The sequence below is a fragment of the Enterococcus sp. DIV1444a genome (genome assembly GCF_051712125.1).
Lineage (GTDB): Bacteria > Bacillota > Bacilli > Lactobacillales > Enterococcaceae > Enterococcus > Enterococcus faecalis.
In genome coordinates, this window is sequence record NZ_JBIOOG010000001.1 from 2439583 (window position 1) to 2460579 (window position 20997).

Annotated in this window: 17 protein-coding genes and 1 other annotated feature; of the genes, 2 read left to right on the forward strand and 15 right to left on the reverse strand. The window is 34.9% G+C overall.

Going from position 1 to position 20997, the window contains the following annotated elements; all coding sequences use genetic code 11:
• Positions 1-8 precede the first annotated feature (8 nt).
• Both IGI87_RS11790 and IGI87_RS11795 read right to left on the reverse strand, forming a co-directional pair.
• Positions 9-668, reverse strand: coding sequence for an HAD family hydrolase (locus IGI87_RS11790; protein WP_002385286.1), 660 nt, complete (start codon positions 666-668; stop codon positions 9-11).
• Positions 652-1974, reverse strand: coding sequence for a bifunctional folylpolyglutamate synthase/dihydrofolate synthase (locus tag IGI87_RS11795; RefSeq protein WP_104854158.1), 1323 nt, complete (start codon positions 1972-1974; stop codon positions 652-654). Before IGI87_RS11795 ends, IGI87_RS11790 begins: the two co-directional genes overlap by 17 nt.
• A gap of 248 nt (positions 1975-2222) precedes the next feature.
• Between IGI87_RS11795 and IGI87_RS11800 the strand changes: the two genes are divergently transcribed.
• A complete protein-coding gene (locus tag IGI87_RS11800) occupies positions 2223-4787 on the forward strand; it encodes a YfhO family protein (protein ID WP_438737114.1) in 2565 nt (854 codons plus the stop codon).
• The gene (locus IGI87_RS11805) at positions 4780-5379 is read left to right on the forward strand and encodes a TVP38/TMEM64 family protein (protein ID WP_104854156.1); all 600 of its coding nucleotides are present in this window, start codon (positions 4780-4782) and stop codon (positions 5377-5379) included. Before IGI87_RS11800 ends, IGI87_RS11805 begins: the two co-directional genes overlap by 8 nt.
• Before the next feature lie 46 nt (positions 5380-5425).
• On the opposite strand, the gene IGI87_RS11810 is transcribed toward IGI87_RS11805, so the two are convergent.
• The 13 genes from IGI87_RS11810 to IGI87_RS11870 all read right to left on the reverse strand — a co-directional run bounded on the left by IGI87_RS11810 (position 5426) and on the right by IGI87_RS11870 (position 20981).
• The gene (locus IGI87_RS11810) at positions 5426-8068 is read right to left on the reverse strand and encodes a valine--tRNA ligase (RefSeq protein WP_438737116.1); all 2643 of its coding nucleotides are present in this window, start codon (positions 8066-8068) and stop codon (positions 5426-5428) included.
• 102 nt (positions 8069-8170) lie between these two features.
• Positions 8171-8410: a binding site (T-box leader), on the reverse strand.
• A 49-nt stretch (positions 8411-8459) separates the two neighbouring features.
• Positions 8460-8948, reverse strand: a complete 489-nt coding sequence (tpx, locus tag IGI87_RS11815) for a thiol peroxidase (RefSeq protein ID WP_113794583.1) — start codon at positions 8946-8948, stop codon at positions 8460-8462.
• A 63-nt stretch (positions 8949-9011) separates the two neighbouring features.
• Entirely contained in the window at positions 9012-9659 is a 648-nt protein-coding gene (locus IGI87_RS11820; RefSeq protein ID WP_002365189.1) for a redox-sensing transcriptional repressor Rex, read from the reverse strand.
• A gap of 129 nt (positions 9660-9788) precedes the next feature.
• The gene (gene thiI, locus IGI87_RS11825) at positions 9789-11003 is read right to left on the reverse strand and encodes a tRNA uracil 4-sulfurtransferase ThiI (RefSeq protein ID WP_438737119.1); all 1215 of its coding nucleotides are present in this window, start codon (positions 11001-11003) and stop codon (positions 9789-9791) included.
• Positions 11004-11488: 485 nt separating this feature from the next.
• Positions 11489-12286, reverse strand: coding sequence for a GH25 family lysozyme (locus IGI87_RS11830; RefSeq protein ID WP_438737121.1), 798 nt, complete (start codon positions 12284-12286; stop codon positions 11489-11491).
• A 52-nt stretch (positions 12287-12338) separates the two neighbouring features.
• Positions 12339-12836 (reverse strand): PepSY domain-containing protein, encoded by a 498-nt coding sequence (locus IGI87_RS11835; RefSeq protein WP_438737123.1) that lies wholly within the window; start codon positions 12834-12836, stop codon positions 12339-12341.
• A gap of 76 nt (positions 12837-12912) precedes the next feature.
• Positions 12913-13200: a hypothetical protein gene (locus tag IGI87_RS11840; protein ID WP_033592782.1), complete on the reverse strand. Its 288-nt coding sequence runs from the start codon at positions 13198-13200 to the stop codon at positions 12913-12915.
• A gap of 664 nt (positions 13201-13864) precedes the next feature.
• Positions 13865-14644, reverse strand: coding sequence for a TraX family protein (locus IGI87_RS11845; protein ID WP_438737125.1), 780 nt, complete (start codon positions 14642-14644; stop codon positions 13865-13867).
• 167 nt (positions 14645-14811) lie between these two features.
• Complete coding sequence (locus IGI87_RS11850) at positions 14812-16734, reverse strand: bacterial Ig-like domain-containing protein (RefSeq protein WP_438737127.1); 1923 nt, start codon at positions 16732-16734, stop codon at positions 14812-14814.
• A 30-nt stretch (positions 16735-16764) separates the two neighbouring features.
• On the reverse strand, positions 16765-17766 hold the full coding sequence (locus IGI87_RS11855) for a DUF916 and DUF3324 domain-containing protein (protein WP_438737129.1): 1002 nt from the start codon (positions 17764-17766) through the stop codon (positions 16765-16767).
• Entirely contained in the window at positions 17763-18077 is a 315-nt protein-coding gene (locus IGI87_RS11860) for an LPXTG cell wall anchor domain-containing protein (protein ID WP_438737131.1), read from the reverse strand. The genes IGI87_RS11855 and IGI87_RS11860 overlap by 4 nt, the downstream gene beginning before the upstream one ends.
• A gap of 89 nt (positions 18078-18166) precedes the next feature.
• Positions 18167-18862 (reverse strand): WxL domain-containing protein, encoded by a 696-nt coding sequence (locus IGI87_RS11865; RefSeq protein WP_280211476.1) that lies wholly within the window; start codon positions 18860-18862, stop codon positions 18167-18169.
• A 640-nt stretch (positions 18863-19502) separates the two neighbouring features.
• Entirely contained in the window at positions 19503-20981 is a 1479-nt protein-coding gene (locus IGI87_RS11870) for a helix-turn-helix domain-containing protein (RefSeq protein WP_438737133.1), read from the reverse strand.
• Between the last annotated feature and the right edge of the window lie 16 nt (positions 20982-20997).

The following is a 20997-nucleotide window of genomic DNA, read 5'->3' on the forward strand; positions in this document are numbered from 1 at the left end:
TGTTTTTATTATTTTAAATAATGTGGCGCTTGATGTAAACTCTCCAAGACATGTAATGTTTTCTCTTGGATAACTTCAGTTGGTTGCAATAAATCAGGTACCATGATCACTGGAATGCCCGCACTATGAGCCGCACTTACCCCATGAAATGAGTCTTCGAAAATCAAGGTTTTCGGGGCTTCTGTTCCTAAAAGTTGACGAGCTTTTTGAAAAATTTCTGGGTCCGGTTTTGCTCGTTTAACATCCTCTGCTGAAACAATTCCTACAAAACGATCCTGAATCCCAGCATGGCTTAATAACATTTCAATTGCTGGACGGACGTTACTTGAAGCAACTAATCGAGGAATTTTTTGATCATCTAAAAAGTCGAGAAATTCCACCACCCCTGGTTTTAAAGGTACATTACCAGATCGAAACTCTTGCAGGGTATCATCATAAGAACGGCGGATAAATTCTTCCACTGTGTCGTGACCATAGGATGCATAAATACGTCGGTAATTCTCTTGTACTTCTTCATCGGAAATCCCAACATAGTCTAAATAGACTTCTTTACTATATGGTAACCCCATTGCATCTGCTACTTTTTGAGTAGATGTATAGTAAATCAACTCCGTATCAAAAAGCAACCCATCCATATCAAAAATTACGCCATCAAATTTCTTCATCATTTCCTCCTATAGTTAAAAGTAATTCTCTTACTTGAGAAACAAAATATAATGAACCTGTTACTAATAATAAATCATCTGCCGACATTTTTTCTAAAATTTCGCCTAAGCCAAATTGCCATAAAGACACAATTTCTGTTAAATCGTCTTCATATTTTTCCATTTCTGTGAGTGCAATAGCTTTAGGATAATCGAAGCTAGTTAAGTAAAGATGCGCATTCGGTACTTGCTTTAAGTCCTGAATCATCTCAGCCACATCTTTAGTTGCTAAAGCTGAAAATAAAATATGAATCGTGTGTTGTGGAAATTCTTTGCGCAAGTTTTCAACTAAGCGTTTTACTGCATGATCATTGTGCGCACCATCTAAAACAATCAACGGTTCATCACTAAGACGTTCCATTCGAGCTGGCCATTGCGCTTTAGCTAACCCTTGAGTAATGTCTCGTTCTTTAAATGGCAAATGTTGTAGTTGGCAATACTTGTCAAATAATTGAATAGCTACCGCCGCGTTTTCTACTTGGTGACGCCCCAACAAGGGAACTTTAATTTTTGTCAGTTTGCCCATTTCTCCATAGAAATTAAATACTTCCCCCCATTGTGTGTCGGGATGTAGGTATTCCACTTGATACTCTTTGCCAAAACGAAAAATTGGACTCTGTTTTTCTTGTGCGACTTTTTCAATGACTGCTAGCGCATCAGCACAAATATTGCCCGTTACTACTGGGACTTTTTCTTTAATAATACCCGCTTTTTGATAGGCAATTTCAGCAATTGTTTCACCTAAAATTTCTGTGTGATCCTTCCCAATTGTCGTAATTCCCGTCAATAAAGGCTGCACGACATTGGTGCTATCAAGTAATCCACCTAAGCCAACTTCAACAACTGCGATATCCACTTGTTCATTCACGAAATAGTCCAAGGCCATTCCTGTCAATGTTTCGAATTCTGTAATTCCAGCCACTTCAGTGATCTGGTCTAATTCTTTAATGATTGGTTGGTATTTTTCCACATAGGTAATCAATTGTTCGTCTGAAATCGGTTGACCATTTATCGCAATTCTTTCATTAAATGATTCAATATAAGGAGAGGTAAAGGTTCCGACTTTCAAGCCCATTTCTTCTAATAAACAGCGTAAATATGTCACGGTTGAGCCTTTACCATTGGTCCCTGCGATATGAATCGTTGGTACTTTGTTTTCTGGATGATCAATTTTTTCTAATAACGCATTGATCCGATCCAAACCAGGTCTTGAGCCAAAGGGTAACCGGCTATGAATCCATTCAATGGCTTCTTCTATTGTTAATTGCATCTTGTCCAACTCCTTGTCTTCTTCTACATTATAACCAAGTTAGGTGACTTTTTCACTCATAACCAATTGAAACTTTTTATTGAAAACTTTTTGCATTTTTCATAATTTTGCGTTATTAGCGGATACATTAATGAACTTATGGTAAACTAACATTCTGGATGGTTCATTCTAGCCAGCCAATTAAAAACTATTTTTAGAGCGTTCAACACGCTTATTCATGATTTTTTTATAAAGGTGGACTTATTTTGATGAAAAACAAATCGAAGCTTTTATGGTTAGGAAGTTTTTTCTTGCCGTTTTTACTTCTGTTGCTTGTATGGATGACATTACAACTTGCGCCGTTCGGTGACAACAATTTATTAGTTAGTGATTTAGGCACGCAATACATGCCTTTCTTGAGTTTTTTAAAACGCTCTTTTCATGAGGGAATAACTACATTCTACTCTTTTTCAAATGAGATTGGTGAATCGATTGTTCCTTTGGCAGCCTATTACTTACTAAGCCCTTTTAATGTGTTGGCTTTCTTTTTTCCTTATGAACAATTACCTATAGCAATTTTATGGATTATTACCTTAAAACTTTCCTTGATGGGTACTACGATGTTTAGTTATTTAAAATACACCTATCAAAAAGTTGATGTCACCACGTTACTTTTTTCAACGTCCTATAGTTTCTGTGGATTTGTCACCGTCTATAGCCAAAATTTTATGTGGTTAGATGCACTGATTCTATTCCCGCTTATCTTATTGGGACTTCAACGTTTATGGGATCAACGAAAATGGGGCTTATATAGTATAACCCTGTTCTTAGCCATTGTGACGAATTACTACATGGGTTACATGATTTGTCTCTTTGCTGTTTTGTACAGTATCTATTGGTTCTTTAAAAAAAATACCCAAGCCCATGCTATTCGGCAATTTTTTAAACAAAGTCCGTTATTCATCCTCGTTTCTTTTTTAACTGGAACCGCAACTAGCTTTTTATTATTACCTGCAGCAGAAGGGATGCTCTATACAAAAAAAGCAGATTTTGATGTCTCGACCTTCTTTTTAACGCCTAAGTTCAACACTTCGTTCTTCTCGCAATTAGGCTTAGGTTCTATTAATTATGAGTTGCGTTTAGACCATTTACCAACCGTTTTTGCTGGATTATTCGTGACACTCCTTTGTGTTGCCTATTTTCAAACGAAACAAATTGCGTTAAAAGAAAGAATGGCTTCAGCGATTCTTTTATTCATTCTCTTTTTAAGCTTTTGGTTAGAAGCCTTTAACACTGTGTGGCACATGTTTCAAAGCCCAGCTGGTTTCCCTTACCGAAATGTCTTCATCTTTAGCTTTTTATTGATTGTCTTTGCTTATGAAGCTTGGCTTAAAAGGGTGACCATTCCTTGGTCTGCACCTATTATTTTTAGTCTGCTGTTAGTCATTGGCTACGGATCTTTGTATTATGGACCACAAAAGAACCTCTTAATTTCAATCAATTATTTATGGCTAAGTTTACTTTTTATTTGGTTGATTTTCTTTTGCTTGCGTTTAGCACACAAAAAGGCCTTAAGAAACTATGTAGTCGTGGCTTTATTCTTACTGGTCAGCACAGAATTAACAACGAATTTCTGGATTTCTTTTAAACACATGCCCTTTGGTAGCCAAGCAACATTTGCCCAAGATTATCGAAAACACAGTCAATTAATCGATGAAAAAACGGCTGCAGCACCAGAACTTTATCGCATGAAACAAGTCATTCCTTCCAAAGAAACAGGGTTCCGTGAAATCAATAACGGCTACAACAATCCTTTACTTTATGGCTATGCTGGCGTTTCTAGCTATACTTCGACTTTAACTGCCACTACCCAAGACACATTAAGTGCGCTAGGTTTATATCGAAAAAATGATCGCCGGATTGCCTATGTGGATAATTCACAACTAACCAATTTACTTTTAAATGTGAAATATGACTTTTTACCAATTGAAAAACCTACGAGTGAAAAATTGCTAAAAACAGTTGGTTCCACGAAAATCATGGATAATGATGAAGCGATCGGTATGGGCTTTTTGGCGCCAACCGCATTAACCAAGTTAAAATTAGCAAAAAATAATCCTTTAGCTGCCCAAGAAGAACTCCTGCAAACGCTCGTGCCGATTGATAAACCTTACTTTAAAACAGCTTCGTTGATAAATGAACCTCATCATACCAACGAAACAATTGAAGCAACCTTTAAAGTGAATAGCACTGGCGACTTGCATCTTTATATTCCGAATTTAAAATGGAAAAAGGTCACACAATTGAAGGTAAACCAACAAGTTATCTCGACGCCAATTTATATTGCAACCAATCAGCTGTTCAATTTAGGGCATTTTGAAAAAGGAACTACCGTGACCCTGTCACTAACTGCTGAACAAATGGTTGATTTAACCAATTGGCAGCTCCAAACTTTAGACCAAACAGCCTTTAATCGTGCGGTTGACAAATTACGCCAACAAGCTCTTCACGTGAACGTAAATAAAAAAGGCCATTTAAATGGTGCACTAAATGTAACTGGAAATGATACTCAGTTACTGTATACGTCCATTCCTTATGACCAAGATTGGCAAGTCAAGTCATCTCTACAAAAAGAACCATTAAAAACACAACGGATTCTAGGTGGCTTTTTAGCTGTTGAAGTTCCAGCTGGCAAACAGCAGTTAACCTTTACCTATCAGCCAAGAATGATTTATCTCGGCACTGCCGTCAGCGGAACGATTTTACTGGGAACGGCTGGTTATCTTGGCTTAAAAAAATACCGTCGAAAACGTCAGGAGGCCACTCATGACTAATCAGAAAAAATTTTTAAATGGACTCATTCGGTGGTTACCCTTGGTTGGACTTGTGATTTTCTTCGGCTTAATTTTATGGGGATATTCCAGAGGAATTTTTCATTCTGTTGCTTCCTTGCAAGCTTTTATTAAACAGTTTGGTAATTATGCAGTTCTTTGTTTCATTCTTTTACAAATCATCCAAGTGATTATTCCTATTCTACCTGGAGGAATCTCTTCTGTTGCGGGAATGTTGATGTTTGGCAACTTGCAAGGACTTTTGTATAGCTATCTTGGATTGATCATTGGTGAATTTATTGGCTTTTTACTGGTTCGTTACTATGGACGTAGCTTTGTAAAAATAATCCTTTCACCCAATAAATACAAAAAATTTGAAGAGATTTTAGACAAAAATGAACACAATGTCAAAAAGCTCTTAATCTTTACTATGTTAGTCCCCTTCGCTCCAGATGATATTGTTTGTTTAGTAGCGGGAATTACAGATATTTCTTTAAAGGAATTCATGAAAATTGTTCTTTTATTGAAATTCTGGTCTGTGGCTACTTATAGCTATTTAATGTTGTATTTGTTTCAATTATTTGGCAAATTATAACAAAAAGACAACAAAACCAACGTTTGGTTTTGTTGTCTTTTCTTTTTTAAATTGAACGTAATTGGGCAATCCGCTCTTTGACAGCCTCTTGTTTTTCAAGGTAGTCTTTTTCTTTTGCACGTTCTGCTTCCACGACTTCATCTGGTGCATTGGAAACAAAACGTTCATTTGAAAGTTTGCCTTGCACACGTTTGACTTCTTTTGTCCATTTGTCTAATTCTTTTTCTAAGCGAGCAATTTCTTCCTCGATATTAATCAAACCAGCTAATGGTAGGAATAGTTCTGCGCCTGTTAATACAGCGGACATAGCTAATTCTGGCGCTTCTATTTCACGGCTGATGACTAATTCTTCTGGATTACAGAAGCGTTCTAAGTAGCTAGTATTAGCTGTTAAAAATTCTTCTACTTCTGTATCGTTTGTTTTAATTAACAAGGTGATTGGTTTAGAAAGTGGTGTATTCACTTCTGCTCGAATATTCCGAACCGAACGAATGACTTCTTTCAGAACTTCCATACCACGAGCTGCTGCTTCATCATTAAATTCTTCATGAACAACTGGGTACTCTGCCACAACCAATGATTCACCTTGATGCGGAATTTTCTCCCAAATTTCTTCTGTTACAAACGGCATAATTGGATGCAACAAACGTAAGATTTGATCCAATGTGTACACCAAGATGCTCCGTGTTGTTTGTTTAGCTGCTTCATTTTCTCCGTAAAGTATCTCTTTACTCATTTCAATGTACCAATCACAGAAATCATCCCAGATGAAGTTGTATAATTGGCGACCTGCTTCACCGAATTCAAAGCGATCAAACAACTCTGTCACACGGGCGACTGTTTCGTTTAAGCGCGTTAAAATCCAACGATCAGCGACAGTCTTTTCACCACTAAAGTCAATATCTGCAGCAGTCATACCTTCTACATTCATGATAACGAAGCGACTTGCATTCCAAATCTTATTGATAAAGTTCCAAGAAGCATCCATTTTTTCATAACTAAAACGAACATCTTGGCCTGGAGCTGAACCATTTGATAAGAACCAACGCAACGCATCTGCGCCGTATTTTTCGATGACATCCATTGGGTCAATCCCATTCCCCAATGATTTACTCATTTTGCGACCTTGCTCATCACGAATTAAGCCATGAATTAAGACATTTTGGAAGGGACGTTCACCTGTAAACTCTAAACTTTGGAAAATCATGCGACTTACCCAGAAGAAGATGATGTCATAGCCAGTAACTAATGTGCTTGTTGGGAAGTAACGTTGGTAATCTTCGCTTGCTTCATCCGGCCAACCCATCGTTGAAAATGGCCATAAAGCAGAACTAAACCATGTATCTAAGACGTCACTATCTTGAACCCAGTTTTCACTGTCGGCTGGTGCTTCCATTCCAACATACATCTCGCCCGTTTCTTTGTGATACCAAGCAGGAATTTGATGGCCCCACCATAATTGTCGCGAAATAACCCAATCATGTACATTTTCCATCCAACGTAAAAACGTTTGATTGAAGCGTGGTGGATAAAACTCTACAGCGTCTTCTGTTTCTTGGTTTTTCATTGCTTTTTCAGCTAGTGGTCCCATTTTTACAAACCATTGGGTCGATAAACGTGGTTCCACGACAACGCCTGTTCGTTCTGAATGGCCCACACTGTGGTTCATTGTTTCGATTTTAATTAAGCGACCTAATTCTTTCAAGTCAGAGACAATCGCTTTACGTGCGGCAAAACGATCCATTCCTTCGTATTTTCCAGCCAGCTCATTCATCGTGCCATCTTCGTTCATAACATTTACTCGAGGTAAGTCATGACGATTACCGACTTCAAAGTCATTTGGATCATGGGCAGGCGTGATTTTTACAACCCCTGTTCCAAATTCCATATCTACGTAGTCATCCGCAATAATTGGAATTTCTTTATCGACTAGTGGCAAGATAACTGTCTTACCAATAAGTTCCTGATACCGTTCATCTTCTGGATGGACCGCAATCGCCGTATCTCCCAACATTGTTTCAGGACGTGTTGTCGCAATTTCAACAACGCCAGAACCATCTGATAATGGGTAGCTCATGTGGTAAAAAGCTCCTTCAATATCTTTATGAATTACTTCGATATCAGACAATGCTGTTTTCGCTTTCGGATCCCAGTTAATGATATATTCACCACGGTAAATCAAATCTTTCTCGTAAAGAGAGACAAACACTTTACGAACGGCCTCAGATAGCCCTTCATCTAAAGTAAAACGTTCACGGCTGTAATCTAAAGAAAGACCCATTTTTGCCCACTGCTCACGAATATGAGAAGCATATTCTTCTTTCCATTCCCACACTTGATCAACAAATTTTTCACGACCTAAGTCGTAACGTGAAATCCCTTGTTGTGCTAGTTTCTCTTCTACTTTTGCTTGCGTGGCAATTCCGGCATGGTCCATTCCTGGTAGCCATAACGTATCAAAGCCTTGCATTCTTTTTTGGCGGATAATCATATCTTGTAATGTTGTATCCCAAGCATGTCCTAAGTGTAGTTTCCCTGTTACATTGGGTGGTGGAATAACAATTGAATAGGGCTTCGCTTTTTTGTCGCCACTTGGTTTAAATAAATCTTGATCTAGCCATTTTTGATAACGGCCAGCTTCGATTTCTGTCGGTTGATATTTCGTTGGTAAGTTTTTTTCTTCTGACATTTTTTCCCCTTCTTTCTTAAAATACGCGATTTGGAGCGGTAATTATTTTACAAATGAGTTTTTTGGGCTAAACACTAAAATACGCCCTAAAATACTTTCGTATTTTAGGGCGTAGATTCATCTTATTTACGCGGTACCACCTAAATTGCATTTGAATTGAATTCATTCAAATGCCACTCATTCGTGAGATAACGTTCACGAAACGAATCGTTCTACTAACGTACTGTGTTCAAACCATTGACTCACAAGCTACCTTCTCACTGGTTGTGTAAAAGTCTTGCACCTGAATGACTTTTTCTCTAAAACGACGCCAATGATACTCCTCTTGTTCGCTGTCTTTGCTTCATTCTACAATGAAGCGCAAGCAAAGTCAATTTGTAATCTAGAGGGATTAGACTTTTTTTGCAGCTTCTAACGCTTGTTGATAATCGGGTTCCGACGAAACTTCTGAGACGATTTCTTCATAAACTAACGTTCCTTCTGGGTCAATCACAAAAATAGCACGTGCTAAACGGCCCATTTCTGGAATATACAAACCATAAGCTGCACCAAATGAGTCTTCAGTATCATGAAGCATTTCCATTTCGACGCCCTCTGCGGCACACCAATTTGCTTGTTCTTCAACCGTGTTATTGGAAATCGTAATAATTTGAACACCATCTAATTTCGCCGCTTCTTGATTGAAACGTTTCGTTTGCAGTGAACAAACACGTGTGTCGATATCAGGAACCACACTAATTAAAACCGTTTGACCTTTATAATCTGCCAAGTTGATTTCTTGGTTGTTTAAATTTTTCAAAGAAAAGACGGGGGCTTTTGTGCCAACTTTAGGCTGTTCACCTGTCAATTCTAATACGTGCCCTTTTCTTGTAACATTCATTCTGAAATCCTCCTTTTCCACTTTCAATAATAAGTATAGTAAAGGATTTTTATGAAGACAATTTTATTGCTTTGGGCTATTTGCAAGTGAAAAAGTTTCATTAAAATAAATCAGTGTTTGCAGTTCCGTTGTTAAATCAATATATTGCACACTAACATTGGCTGGCACACTGACACGGTCTGGCGCAAAATTTAAAATCGCAGTCACACCCGCTTGAACAATTTTATCGATGGCTTTTTGGGCATGGTGACTGGGTACTGTAGAAATGGCTACCGTAACCCCTTCTTGTCGAACGAATGCTTCTAACTCAGACATATCATGAACTAATAATCCATTAATCGTGGTGCCAACTAAAGCTGAATCATTATCAAAAGCACAGACAATATTCAAATTCTCGTTGCGTCTAAAATTATTTTTTAGTAATGCCTTGCCTAAATTGCCACAACCAATCAGGGCAATTCTTTTTTCTTCTTGCGTATTTAAAATATTACTAAATACCTCAATTAAATACGGCACATCGTAACCATAACCGCTTCGGCCCAGTTCACCAACGTGGGAAAAATCACGCCGAATCGTTGCAGAAGGAATCTGGATCATTTCACTAAACTCTCGTGATTTAATGCGTTTAACACCAGAATCCCCTAACATTTTTAAATAACGTAAATAAACCGGCAAACGTTTTGCCGTTGCTTTAGGCATTTTTTTCTCCATCCTCTGTCCTCCTTGTTACCTACTTCACATATTCAGTTTATCACGGTTCCTCTCTCCGAGCAACTTGTTTGTGAAATAAGTACAAAATAAATACAGTGACGTCTAAGCGATCATCACTGTATTTATTTCTTATAGGAACTCCGCAAATTCGTCTTCTTGTTTATCTTTCGCTGTTTCTGCTGAAATCTCTGTAATTTTGAGACCTTCTAAGGCCCGAGCCATTAAACCTTCTAAGTCTAAACGCGCTTCATAATCTTGCGCTTTATCCAAGCGAGGTCGTGTTTTCGGTTGCGGTGGTGCAAAAATTGTACAACAATCTTCAAACGGTTGGATGGCTAATTCAAACGTATCAATTTTTTCGGCAATTTCGATAATTTCTGTCTTATCCATTGAAACAACGGGTCGAATAATCGGTGTTGAGGTAACCTCATTAATTGCTACCATACTTTGAAGTGTTTGCGAAGCCACTTGTCCTAACGATTCACCGTTAATAATGACTAAACCTTTCCGCATTTCACGAATGGCATCTGTTAAGCGTAACATTAAACGTCGTGTAATTGTCATTAAGTAGCCTTGGGGAACGACTCGTTTAATTTCTTCTTGAATTTCTGTAAAGGGGACTTCAATGAATTGAATAGTTCCTACATAAGGGACTAATTTTCCAGCTAAATCTTTGGCCTTTTGTAACGCTTGTTCACTTGTATAAGGCGGACTAGCAAAATGAACAGCTTCCACTTCCACGCCACGTTTCATAGCTAAATAACCAGCAACTGGCGAATCAATGCCTCCTGACAGCATCAACATACCACGACCACTGGTGCCCACTGGCAATCCACCCGCACCGCGAATCGTTTCATAAGATAAATACGCCGCATCTTTACGAATTTCAATTCTTAAGTTAATATCAGGTTTTTTCATTTGTACTTGAATTTCCGGAATGGCTTCAATAACAGCCCCACCTAATTCTTGATTCAAGCCATTGGAATCAAGTTCAAATGAATGGTCCGAACGTTTAGCAGTAATTTTAAACGTCTTACCTGGCGTATAAACTTCCTGAACAACCTCTTGAACCATTGCACGAATCGCTGGCATTTCTTTTTCAATACGAATACTTGGCGAAAAATTTTGAATCCCAAACACTTTGCTTAGTTTTGGAATCACTTCTTCGCTGTCTTCCCCATTTAATAAAATATGCATTCTGTCTCGATCTGCATGGATTTTCAATGCTGGAAAATCAGCTAACGCACGTTTCACATTTTGTGCTAACTGCATGATAAACGTTTTACGATTTTTTCCTTTAGTTGATAATTCGCCATAGCGAACCATAATTTCTGTATATTTCACTCAATTAATTCCTCTCTATTCCTGTACCTTCACAGGTCAATGTCTTTGCAAATTATACATCAAATAAGGGGCGTTTTTCTAGTGCTTAGTCGAAAAAATAGTTGATTCATAAGTTCATTGTCTTATGAATCAACTATTTGATCAATTTCTCTTACTTATTTCACATTCAATATCCACATGAACCCGATAAAAACAAAGAACAAACCATACATAATTGGCGAAACTTCTTTGCCACGTTTTGCCGCAATCATTGTAATTGGATAGTTTTCCATTTAAAATAGTTATCCTCTATGTTTTCTCTACTATAAACTTTGCCTTTAATAAACTAAGTTTCATGACTATTTATTTTGTTTAAAGTTTTTTCTATCATTTCATTTTCTTTAATTCTTTTTCACTACTCTAAAAAATAGAAAACCAAAAATCGTAAAAAGATTTTCAGTCTTCTATTTTATCTTTCTCAGCCTCTATATTTTACTCTCATTTATTCACTTATTAGTAAAGCGTCCTAGGTAATCTACATTATAGTCAAAGTTAATTCCAGGAACGAAATCAAAAGATCCTTTACTACTCCATTGCCAAGCAGCTGTGTCTGTGTGTAGTAAGTTATTGGCACTTGGATTTGCCGGCCATTCTGCCACCCAACTATTTTCTTTACCTAAAACGTCATATTCCATCCAATTATTATTGAACCAACTAGCGCTAGAATAATGGACAACGTTTTTGAAGCCACGTTTTGCTAATTGATCTCTAAAGTAGACAGAAACTTTTGTAGCATCTGCATTAATCATTGGCGTGGTTTCTGCATCATTAACCATGACGCTATTTGGGGATAGCCCTAATTCTTCTGCGTAATCCGCATAGTAATTGGCTTGATCAATTGCTTCTTGTTGATTTTCAAACCAAGAAAAATGATACGTTGAAACAGTTAAACCTGCTTTTTTAGCATTGGTAATTTGACTAGGGGCTAACGGGTTTTTGTAGGTTGTTCCTTCAGTTAATTTGACTACTACGCCTTTAATTCCCATGTTTTTCATCTTTTGAAATTGTTTTACAGAAATCTCTCCATTGTGAGAGGAAATATCGATAAAATCCACTCTCGGAGGTGTTTCACTGAGACTACGTTTACTTCTTAGCAAGGGTTGATTGACAGGGTCATTTTGAGCAAAACTTCCTAATTCATAGTTACTCGTCACAATATTTTTTGCTTCTGCTGGAACACTCGTTATAAGACCTCCAAAAGTTAGTCCTATTCCTAAAATAAATAACTTAGCTGAACGTTTCATTTAACCATTCCCTTCTTTTTTTACATGTTACATAATTTATAACACTTATAAATTATTTCGCACTTAATAGAACTCTTTCAGAGCCTGTGTTTGTCTTAACATTGATATCATAAACTAATGTTCCGTCTTTTTTTTCTAATCGCCAATCCAATACTCGTGGAGAAATCCCTCCTACCTTGTTTTTAGCTTCTTCTAGAACTTTTTTTGTAGATTTAGTCCCTTCAAGCTCTTTTGCATTAAATGGTTCTTTATTATTCTCTCCACCGCTAGTAATACTTTCTTTTTTTACTTTTTCGTTTTGTGGATTTATATATATTTTTTCAGTCTTGTTAACAAACATATACTCATATTCTTTAGAGCTTTCACCAATGTCAAAGTTAATAGACAGAATTTCTGAATTATTCGTATTTTTTTGGTAAATATTTGCTGCGTCTTCAACAGTTACCTTATAGTTTGTGTTTGTTACCTCATCCTTACCCAGACCACAGGCAGTAAAAGCAACGATTCCTCCTAGCATTGCTACGAAAAAAAAGATTCTTTTTAAATTCAATACAGTCAGCTCCTAACCTATATTATCATGATTTTATATCCAAAAATGGTAATTAGTTTTATTAAAGTTTGATACTTTATAATTTGTAGTAATTTCTCAAACTATAATTGTCAATCATCATTGTAACTTCTTCTTTTGTCTTAGGATTCACTTCTTTTAATTCTTTCGCTAATTCCTCGAAATTTTTTATAGTTCTATAAGACATCTTAGTGAATATAAGGAATGGATCTATTTCTTGTTTTACACGATTCCGATATTTGGATGCTGTAGTAGTAGATATTCGTCCGTTAGACATTTTTTCAATAGAATACGATGTGATCATTGGATTCCTCAGTAATTCAATAATATCTTTTTTCGTACACATACTTTTTTAGCCCTTTCTTTGATAATTTAATTGGAAATTTATATAAAATAAATTTTCTTTTTCTATTTTAAATATTTTCCATTTACTGGTGCCTGATAGACAAGATCACATACATCCAGAAGAGAAAATAAATTTCATCTTTTTATAGTCACTTATTATTTAAGTTACTAATAATCAATACTCATTTTCAAAAATAGTCATCATGATTTTCGCAATGTGCCTTAATCCCGATGAAAATGATTGCTATCATCGAAACAAATTTTAATGATAGTATGAATAACAACCTAAGTTCTCCTTTATCTATTTATCTTTCAACATGTTTTATATCAACTTTCCTTAATTTCAAAGTACTTAATCTTATTAAAATATATTCAGGATACACTTGTCTATTGAACAATATAAAATTCTGCTAACAAAAATGAAAGATTGACTCTAAGTCCATACTAATAGTTTTGCTACAATATTTTGAAATGAACTATTCCGTGACACTATAATTTCAGTAAAAAGTGAAAACACATGAAGTACATCTTTTATTGTTTTTTCTCAAAAGTATTACCAATTTAGTTTAAGAAAAAAAACATACAAAATTTAGGAATTACCGACTAAAGACACTCACTCATAGATTTCTTTATATGCGTGAACAAATTTTAATTCTGAACTATTCCTATTGACGAAGGACAAAAGAAAGAATGGCAAATAAGATAATATGTGCAGGGTAAAAATAATAGAAGAAACTTTTTAACCCTTTTCCTTTTTCTCCGTTATATAAAATAATAGGAATTGCTGAGAAGAACATCATCCATTGGTCGTTACTAGAAAATAAATCTGAAAAACCGGTTGCTGCTGCTGAAATAAAAGACACAATTCCTAACGATAAAACCTGAAAATGTTTTTTTCCATGAAATATATAGAACAATACTCCTAACATTACCATCAAAAATCCACCTTCAGTACCAAATAAAGATAGTACAAATAAGGTATATAGTTGTAAACTAATCATTTTTAACGTACTCATTTCACCTATTGTAAATATAAATGAAATTAATCCTATTAAGATAGGAATGATAAACCAAAAGAAGCTTGCAACAAATTTTCTTTCTTTAAGATATGCAATAGATTGCATATAAACTGTTCCTAAAAATAATGTACTAAAAACATTATTTGCTATAATTTCTCCATTAACCACAAAGTATTGATTCAATACTAGATTTATTAAATTCATTACCCAAAAGCCGACGAGTAATCGCAACATATATTTTTTTCGATTACTCGTATGAACAAAGCCTTCAGAACTTTCAAATAAAAAAATAGGGGCAGTAATTCTTCCAATCCAATGGAACCATAATGGAACTCCTAAAAAATTGAAAAATTCTGCTAAGTGATCAATTACCATTGTAATCAATCCGATAATCTTTAATTGAAATCCTGTTAAATATTTCTTCATGTTTACAAGCCTCACTATCAGTTTCTCAAGTCTATCCAGAAGTTGAAATTTTAACTTCTGGATAGCTTCTTTATTTACATTTATTTCAAAAATATATCTTTGTTCTTGATCATATATATTATTCGTTTAAATGATTCTTGTTTCTACGCCAAGTCGCCATTAATACTTTATCCAGGCACATCTAATAGTGTCCAATGCAATGTCGATTCATAATTACCTGTTTTATTTTCTGGCGGAATGGACAAGGTTATTCCTTTTGTTGCCAATTTATTTTTCCAACGACCTTTACCTTTTGTTTTCGTTCCATGCATTAAAATACTCGCTTTTCCATTTGCTTCTAATTGACAGTCATATTGAGTAGGTTCCTCTGTTTCTAAATCAGATTCTAGTTTTCCCTTCGGAATAAACAAACTCACTCCTTTCAAAATACTTTTACTATTCTCTTTATCTAGAAACGGAGATAGTTCAACTTGTAATTGCCAATCTTTTCCTACGATTGAAGGGGTTTCTACTTCAATTGTGGGGTTTTCTTTCTTATTAATTACTGATTTATTTGTTGATACAAGAATGTGATCTTCAAAGTCAAAGTATGGCACCTGTTTAATAGTAAATGGTTCTTCTTTTACTGTTACCGTTACTATATTACTATATGCGTATGCTGGCTTGCTGTCGGATGCATTGAATACAGCAATTGCTACAGTATGTTTGCCTGGCTTACTAGTATCTATCAATTCTTTTATTTTGTTTTCACGTATATCGATCCATTCTCCGTCTATTTTTACCCATGGTACTTGTTCTACACTAATTGGATTTCCGTCTTTATCTACTACATTTTTGAAGACACTTCCTAAGTCCCATTTTTGGCCTACATATAACTCTGTGTCTTTTAATTCTGCTTTTGTTTTGTCTTCTTTTACTGTTACAAAAGCTGTATTACTATTGACCCATTGATTATTTGCATTGAGTACAGCAATTTGTACAGTATGTTTACCTGGTTTACTAGTATCTATTTCTCTAACTTTTTCCTGACTATCTACCCAGACCCATTCTACCTCTTCTGGTTTAATGGGATTTCCGTCTTTATCTACTACATTTTTGAAGACACTTCCTAAGTCCCATTTTTGGCCTACATATAACTCTGTGTCTTTTAATTCTGCTTTTGTTTTATCTTCTTTTACAGTTACAAAAGCTGTATTACTATTGACCCATTGATTATTTGCATTGAGTACAGCAATTTGTACAGTATGTTTACCTGGTTTACTAGTATCTATTTCTCTAACTTTTTCCTGACTATCTACCCAGACCCATTCTACCTCTTCTGGTTTAATGGGATTTCCGTCTTTATCTACTACATTTTTGAAGACACTTCCTAAGTCCCATTTTTGGCCTACATATAACTCTGTGTCTTTTAATTCTGCTTTTGTTTTATCTTCTTTTACAGTTACAAAAGCTTTATCACTATATACCTTAGGTTTGGTTCTTGGACTTGATACAGCAATAGCTACGTTGTATTTTCCCGGTTTACTAGTATCTACTTTGTTTGTTTTAGAGTCATTTATCCAAACGTCGTTTACTTGCTCTGGTTTCATTGGGTTTCCGTCTCTATCTCGCACATTTAAAAAAACACTTCCTAAGTCCCATTTCTGGCCTACATATAACTCTGTATTTTTTAATTCTGCTCTTCTCCCATCTCTAGCAACAACCTTAACAGGGATTTTTAGCGTCTCATTATAACTAGGAGATCTATATTCGTATACCAAAGTTGCAGTATCACCTAACACATTTGCAAAAATTGGAGTTCCGCCATACCAATATACCTTAAGTTCTTTAAAATGAATTACCTTACCATCTGGGGCCTTCGCATAGATATAAGGATAGGATAAGTCAAATCCATCTCCTATATTGATCTCATACGGTGCGATAGCTTGGATACCGTATTTATAATTGCTTATACTTGGAGATATTTCAGGTTCATTAAAGCTATTATTATCTATTTGTTCTTCAGTTTGTACATTTGCTATTTCTGCAAAAGCTATCTGTTCCTGATTTATAGAGAAAATCTGGAAAATCAGCATACATAGAAGTAACATAATCTTTTTTTCATATAATCAATGTCTACCTCACTTTCGTTTTATTTTCCACAATAAGTAGATAATAATTACTACTGTGAAAACCAGTAAACAAACTAAAACATACATTATATAATCATTTTTATTAGATTGATCTTTTAGATTAACTGCTTCTTCATTATAATTTTTTACGTTGTCTTTTATCTCAAATTCTTTATTAAACGACCACTTGTGACTTGCTTTGTCACTTGCGTTTAGTTTTAAACTATATTTACCTGGTTGAAATGCTTGATTATCCCATGAAATTGGAAAGTTATAATTTGAATTTGGAGCCATTGATTGATTGTTTTTAACCGTTTTATGAAGGACTTCTGTACCATTTTCTTTGTAGACTTCAGCGGTGACAGTCATATCCGTAATCATTGTCGCAGTCGTATTTTGAAGATTAGCAAACAATGTCGTTCGATAATTATTTAAGCCAGGCTCAACTGTGTTTAGTTTTAATTCTGGTGTTACTTTTTGCTCTGTTTCTGTCACCTGCAACCCAATGACATAAGAATAGTCATTTTTAATTTGAAATTTTTGATTCGCAGCAGCTTCTTTGTCCTTCTTATGAATATGGAACCCCCCTAAAAGAATTCCTTCAAATTTTTGTTCAGGCATTGTGATAGTATAGGGTACTTCTTTTTTTTCGTTACCATTCAACTTTACGGTTTGGTCACCTGTAATAAGCTCTTTTAAATCGTATGCTAAACTACTATCTTTTCTTTCTTTTGTTCCTTTATAATCAATGACACCATTATCATTCGTTTGTGCTGCATGATAATTCACTTCTAATTCAATTGGGTCTTCTGAATGATTTTCAAAGGTAATGCTGATTACTTGCTTTTGTTTAGGTTGCATGAATAAATCGAAATACGTATGTTCATTGTTTCGCTGATTTTCTGGCAAGTTTGCTTTGACACTATATGCCATGTCCGCTGCAGAGACTCCGCCGGCCGGTAATATGGCGCTAAAACAAATGATACAGAGCGAATAGATGATTTTTCTCATAAGTTATTCCTCCTATGTTTTCTTCTCATTGATAGAATAGTAACACTTAGAAAAAACGCTAACATACCCAATATGAATAATAGCCCACTCATTTTTAACCCTGTACTAGGCAAAAATGTTTTTGAACTTCTATCGAAAGTCATCTTCTGAAAATCTTTGCTTTCCGCCTGTTCTTGCTTCTCTGAGCTTTCTACAAATGTAATTGTAACTTGACTTTCAGCATTTGATTTTTGTTGTGTATTGGCAGCGTATATGTCCTCTTTGACTAAAAATCCACTTAACATAAATAAGAGTATAGCTAGTTTTTTCAAGTTTATTCACCTCTAACTAATTATATGATGTATGTAATTTACTCTCTAAAGCTAATAACTAGTTATTAGCTTTAGAGAACCTATTTTTATTAGGCAGGCGCATCAGTTAACTCCCAACGGATAACGCTTGAATAATTTTGTTTGGCTTTCGCTGATCCAGCCGGTACTTTTAATTGTACATTTGTATTATCATCTTTTGTTCCAGAAAAGACATCTAGCCAAGTCCCCATACCTCGATCCGTTTCTGCTTTCATAATTACTTGCAAATCTTTATTTAAGTTAACATCATATCCTTGAGGTTTTTCAGATACGTTTCCACTTGTTGATTTGATGATCCCGTTTTTTAAAGAAAGTTCTGCTCCTTTTAACGTTTTTGTCTTATCTTCATTGTTAAACTCATCAATAGAGGCTTTTAGTGTCCAACCAGCTCCAGTACCTCGTCGATCAGTTACCTGTACATAAGGATGTTCTGTTTTCGCATTATAGATAGCTTCTTTCTCTTTAATCTCCTGTTCTCCGAAATCAATGTTAGAAACATGGTCTATTGTAAGCGGTCCAGTATTTCCTGTACCAGGTACTTCTGGATCTGGGTTTGGTTTGTTTGGATCAGTAGGATCTACTGGCGCTACTGGATCAGTAGTTTCTCCTAAAATTGTTTTCACTGTACTTTTTGATTCTGCTTTACTTTTTGTTTCTGTTTCATTTTTCATTTCCGCATGTGTGATCTGAGCACTAACGAAAAGCGAAGTAATAACTAAACTGGTTCCTAAAAATAGTTTTTTCATACGTATATTTCTCCTCCTGTTTTGTTTGTCTGTTAAAAAATCTAGCTAGTTTCCACTCTTTCTTTGTATGGACAAGAATTATCCTCAAAATAACTTGTCTGTCATAGCATAGCTGTTCCCTACACATAATGACTTTTTCGTGTGTAATTTACTGTATTTCCTCCTTTACTTTAATAAGATAACCAAACACATATGTCAGTCTGTTCTTGCTTCAAAATAAAAATAGGGGGAATTTTCTTATACATCTACTATGGATAGAGTAATATTTTGTGCTTACACACCAGACATATATGTTTGGTATACACCTATTTATCCTTATGAGATACAGTATTTAATGCTAGTAACTATCTAAAATCATAGTGTTGACTTATTATCCACTTGGTATATGAATCTTTATCCTTTATCAAACAGTTGCCTGAATAAATAGATGATTATGTGTATACTGATACCTCACGTAAAAAATAGCATCTTTTTCCGCTAAAGTCTTATCTTGTTTTTTTTAGTTTTGTTACTTTTTGGATAAAAACCTGTCTGATAGTCTAAGTCAAAAGACTAGTCTTCTGTGATAACTAGTAAGGTTCAGCTGTATATTGATACACAAAAAAACCTCAAATTTTATTAATTGAGGTTTCGCTTAAATTTATTTAGTATTTAAAATACTGTTAACATATTCAACGATGGAAGAACACCAAGTATGTGGATCTAAAGCATGACGAATTAAAAAATAAGTTTTTTCTTTAAAAGAGGTCGAAGGAGTATCAGAAATAATAATATCTGCCAATTCATACCTTTCTACTATTTCTAAAATTTTTGTACTATATCTGTGTTTTAATGCATTCACAACAATCATTCTGTCTTCTGAATGATGTTGGAATTCAACGTATATTTTTAGAGGCTGTTCCACAGCTAACTTCACATAACTAGTGACTAAAGGAATTAGGCTATATTTTAATTTTGCGTATGACCTTTCATTTTGATAACCATAAAAATATTTATCAAATAATACTTCAACACGCCTATCAACAACACCTTTAAATTCTACAGTATGTCTCTCAAACATAAACTGGTGCAACCCTAAATGATGAACAACAACTAACCTTTTACATAACGTATATAGCAGTTCATAGTAACAATCTTGAGATATCGAAAAATTTTGTTTGATATCCTCTAGAAAATACATACACGTTTGTATGATTTCATTTTCTTCAAGTGTCGTATAATTCTTTCCAACTAGAATTTTCTGACTTCTATCACGTAATTCTTGTATGAAATAATGAACCATAAATAAGAAATGAATGTTTCGATCATCATTGAATACGTCGACAGTTTGATTTATATAAAATGGAAATTCACCATCGTTATCCATCAGTTCACCTATTTCAATAATATTTTTAGATAGGCAAAGTAAAGGGTCCTTAACGTGAGAGGTTATTTTATAGATTGCTAAAATATTCAAAATTTTATCTCTATTACAGTCGCTGAGTAACTCTAAGCTATCTAAAATTTTTGGGGGTTGGTAAGATAACAGTGCTTCTTTTTCACTGTCTTGAAATACCCAATCATTTCCATGGGAAACTAACATGACTAATAAATAGTGAAAAATTATTTTAGAAGATTCACGCCCCTCAATATAAAGATCAGATTTATTAACTTTCACTAATTTTAAATCTGTTTCTAAGTAATAGAAAAAATTTTTCAATCTTTTTATTATTTTATACGTATAAGAATCACTATAGAACAAGTGATCAGCTAATTCTTGCAAACAAAAATAGCGTTGTTCTAATACGAATAGCAATGCTTTGTAAACACTTGAAGAAAGTAAATATTTTTTTCTTAACTGCATAAGCAACATTGTATAAGTTGCTTCATTTATTTCAGAATTAAATGAAACAAACTTATCTTTAACTACTATTATATTATTAACCTTATCAAAGAAGTGAAGGCTTTTGACTTCTTCATCCAATACTTTTAGGACTCTCTTTAATTCATTTTTAGAAACTTGGCAGAGATTTTCTAGCTCATTCATTTGTTTGCCTCTAGGATACAGATTATAAACTACAACCAAGCTCTTTAATTGCGTTTGGCTTAATACAAGATTTTTTAATTTATCTAGTTTCATATAAATTCCTCCTTCT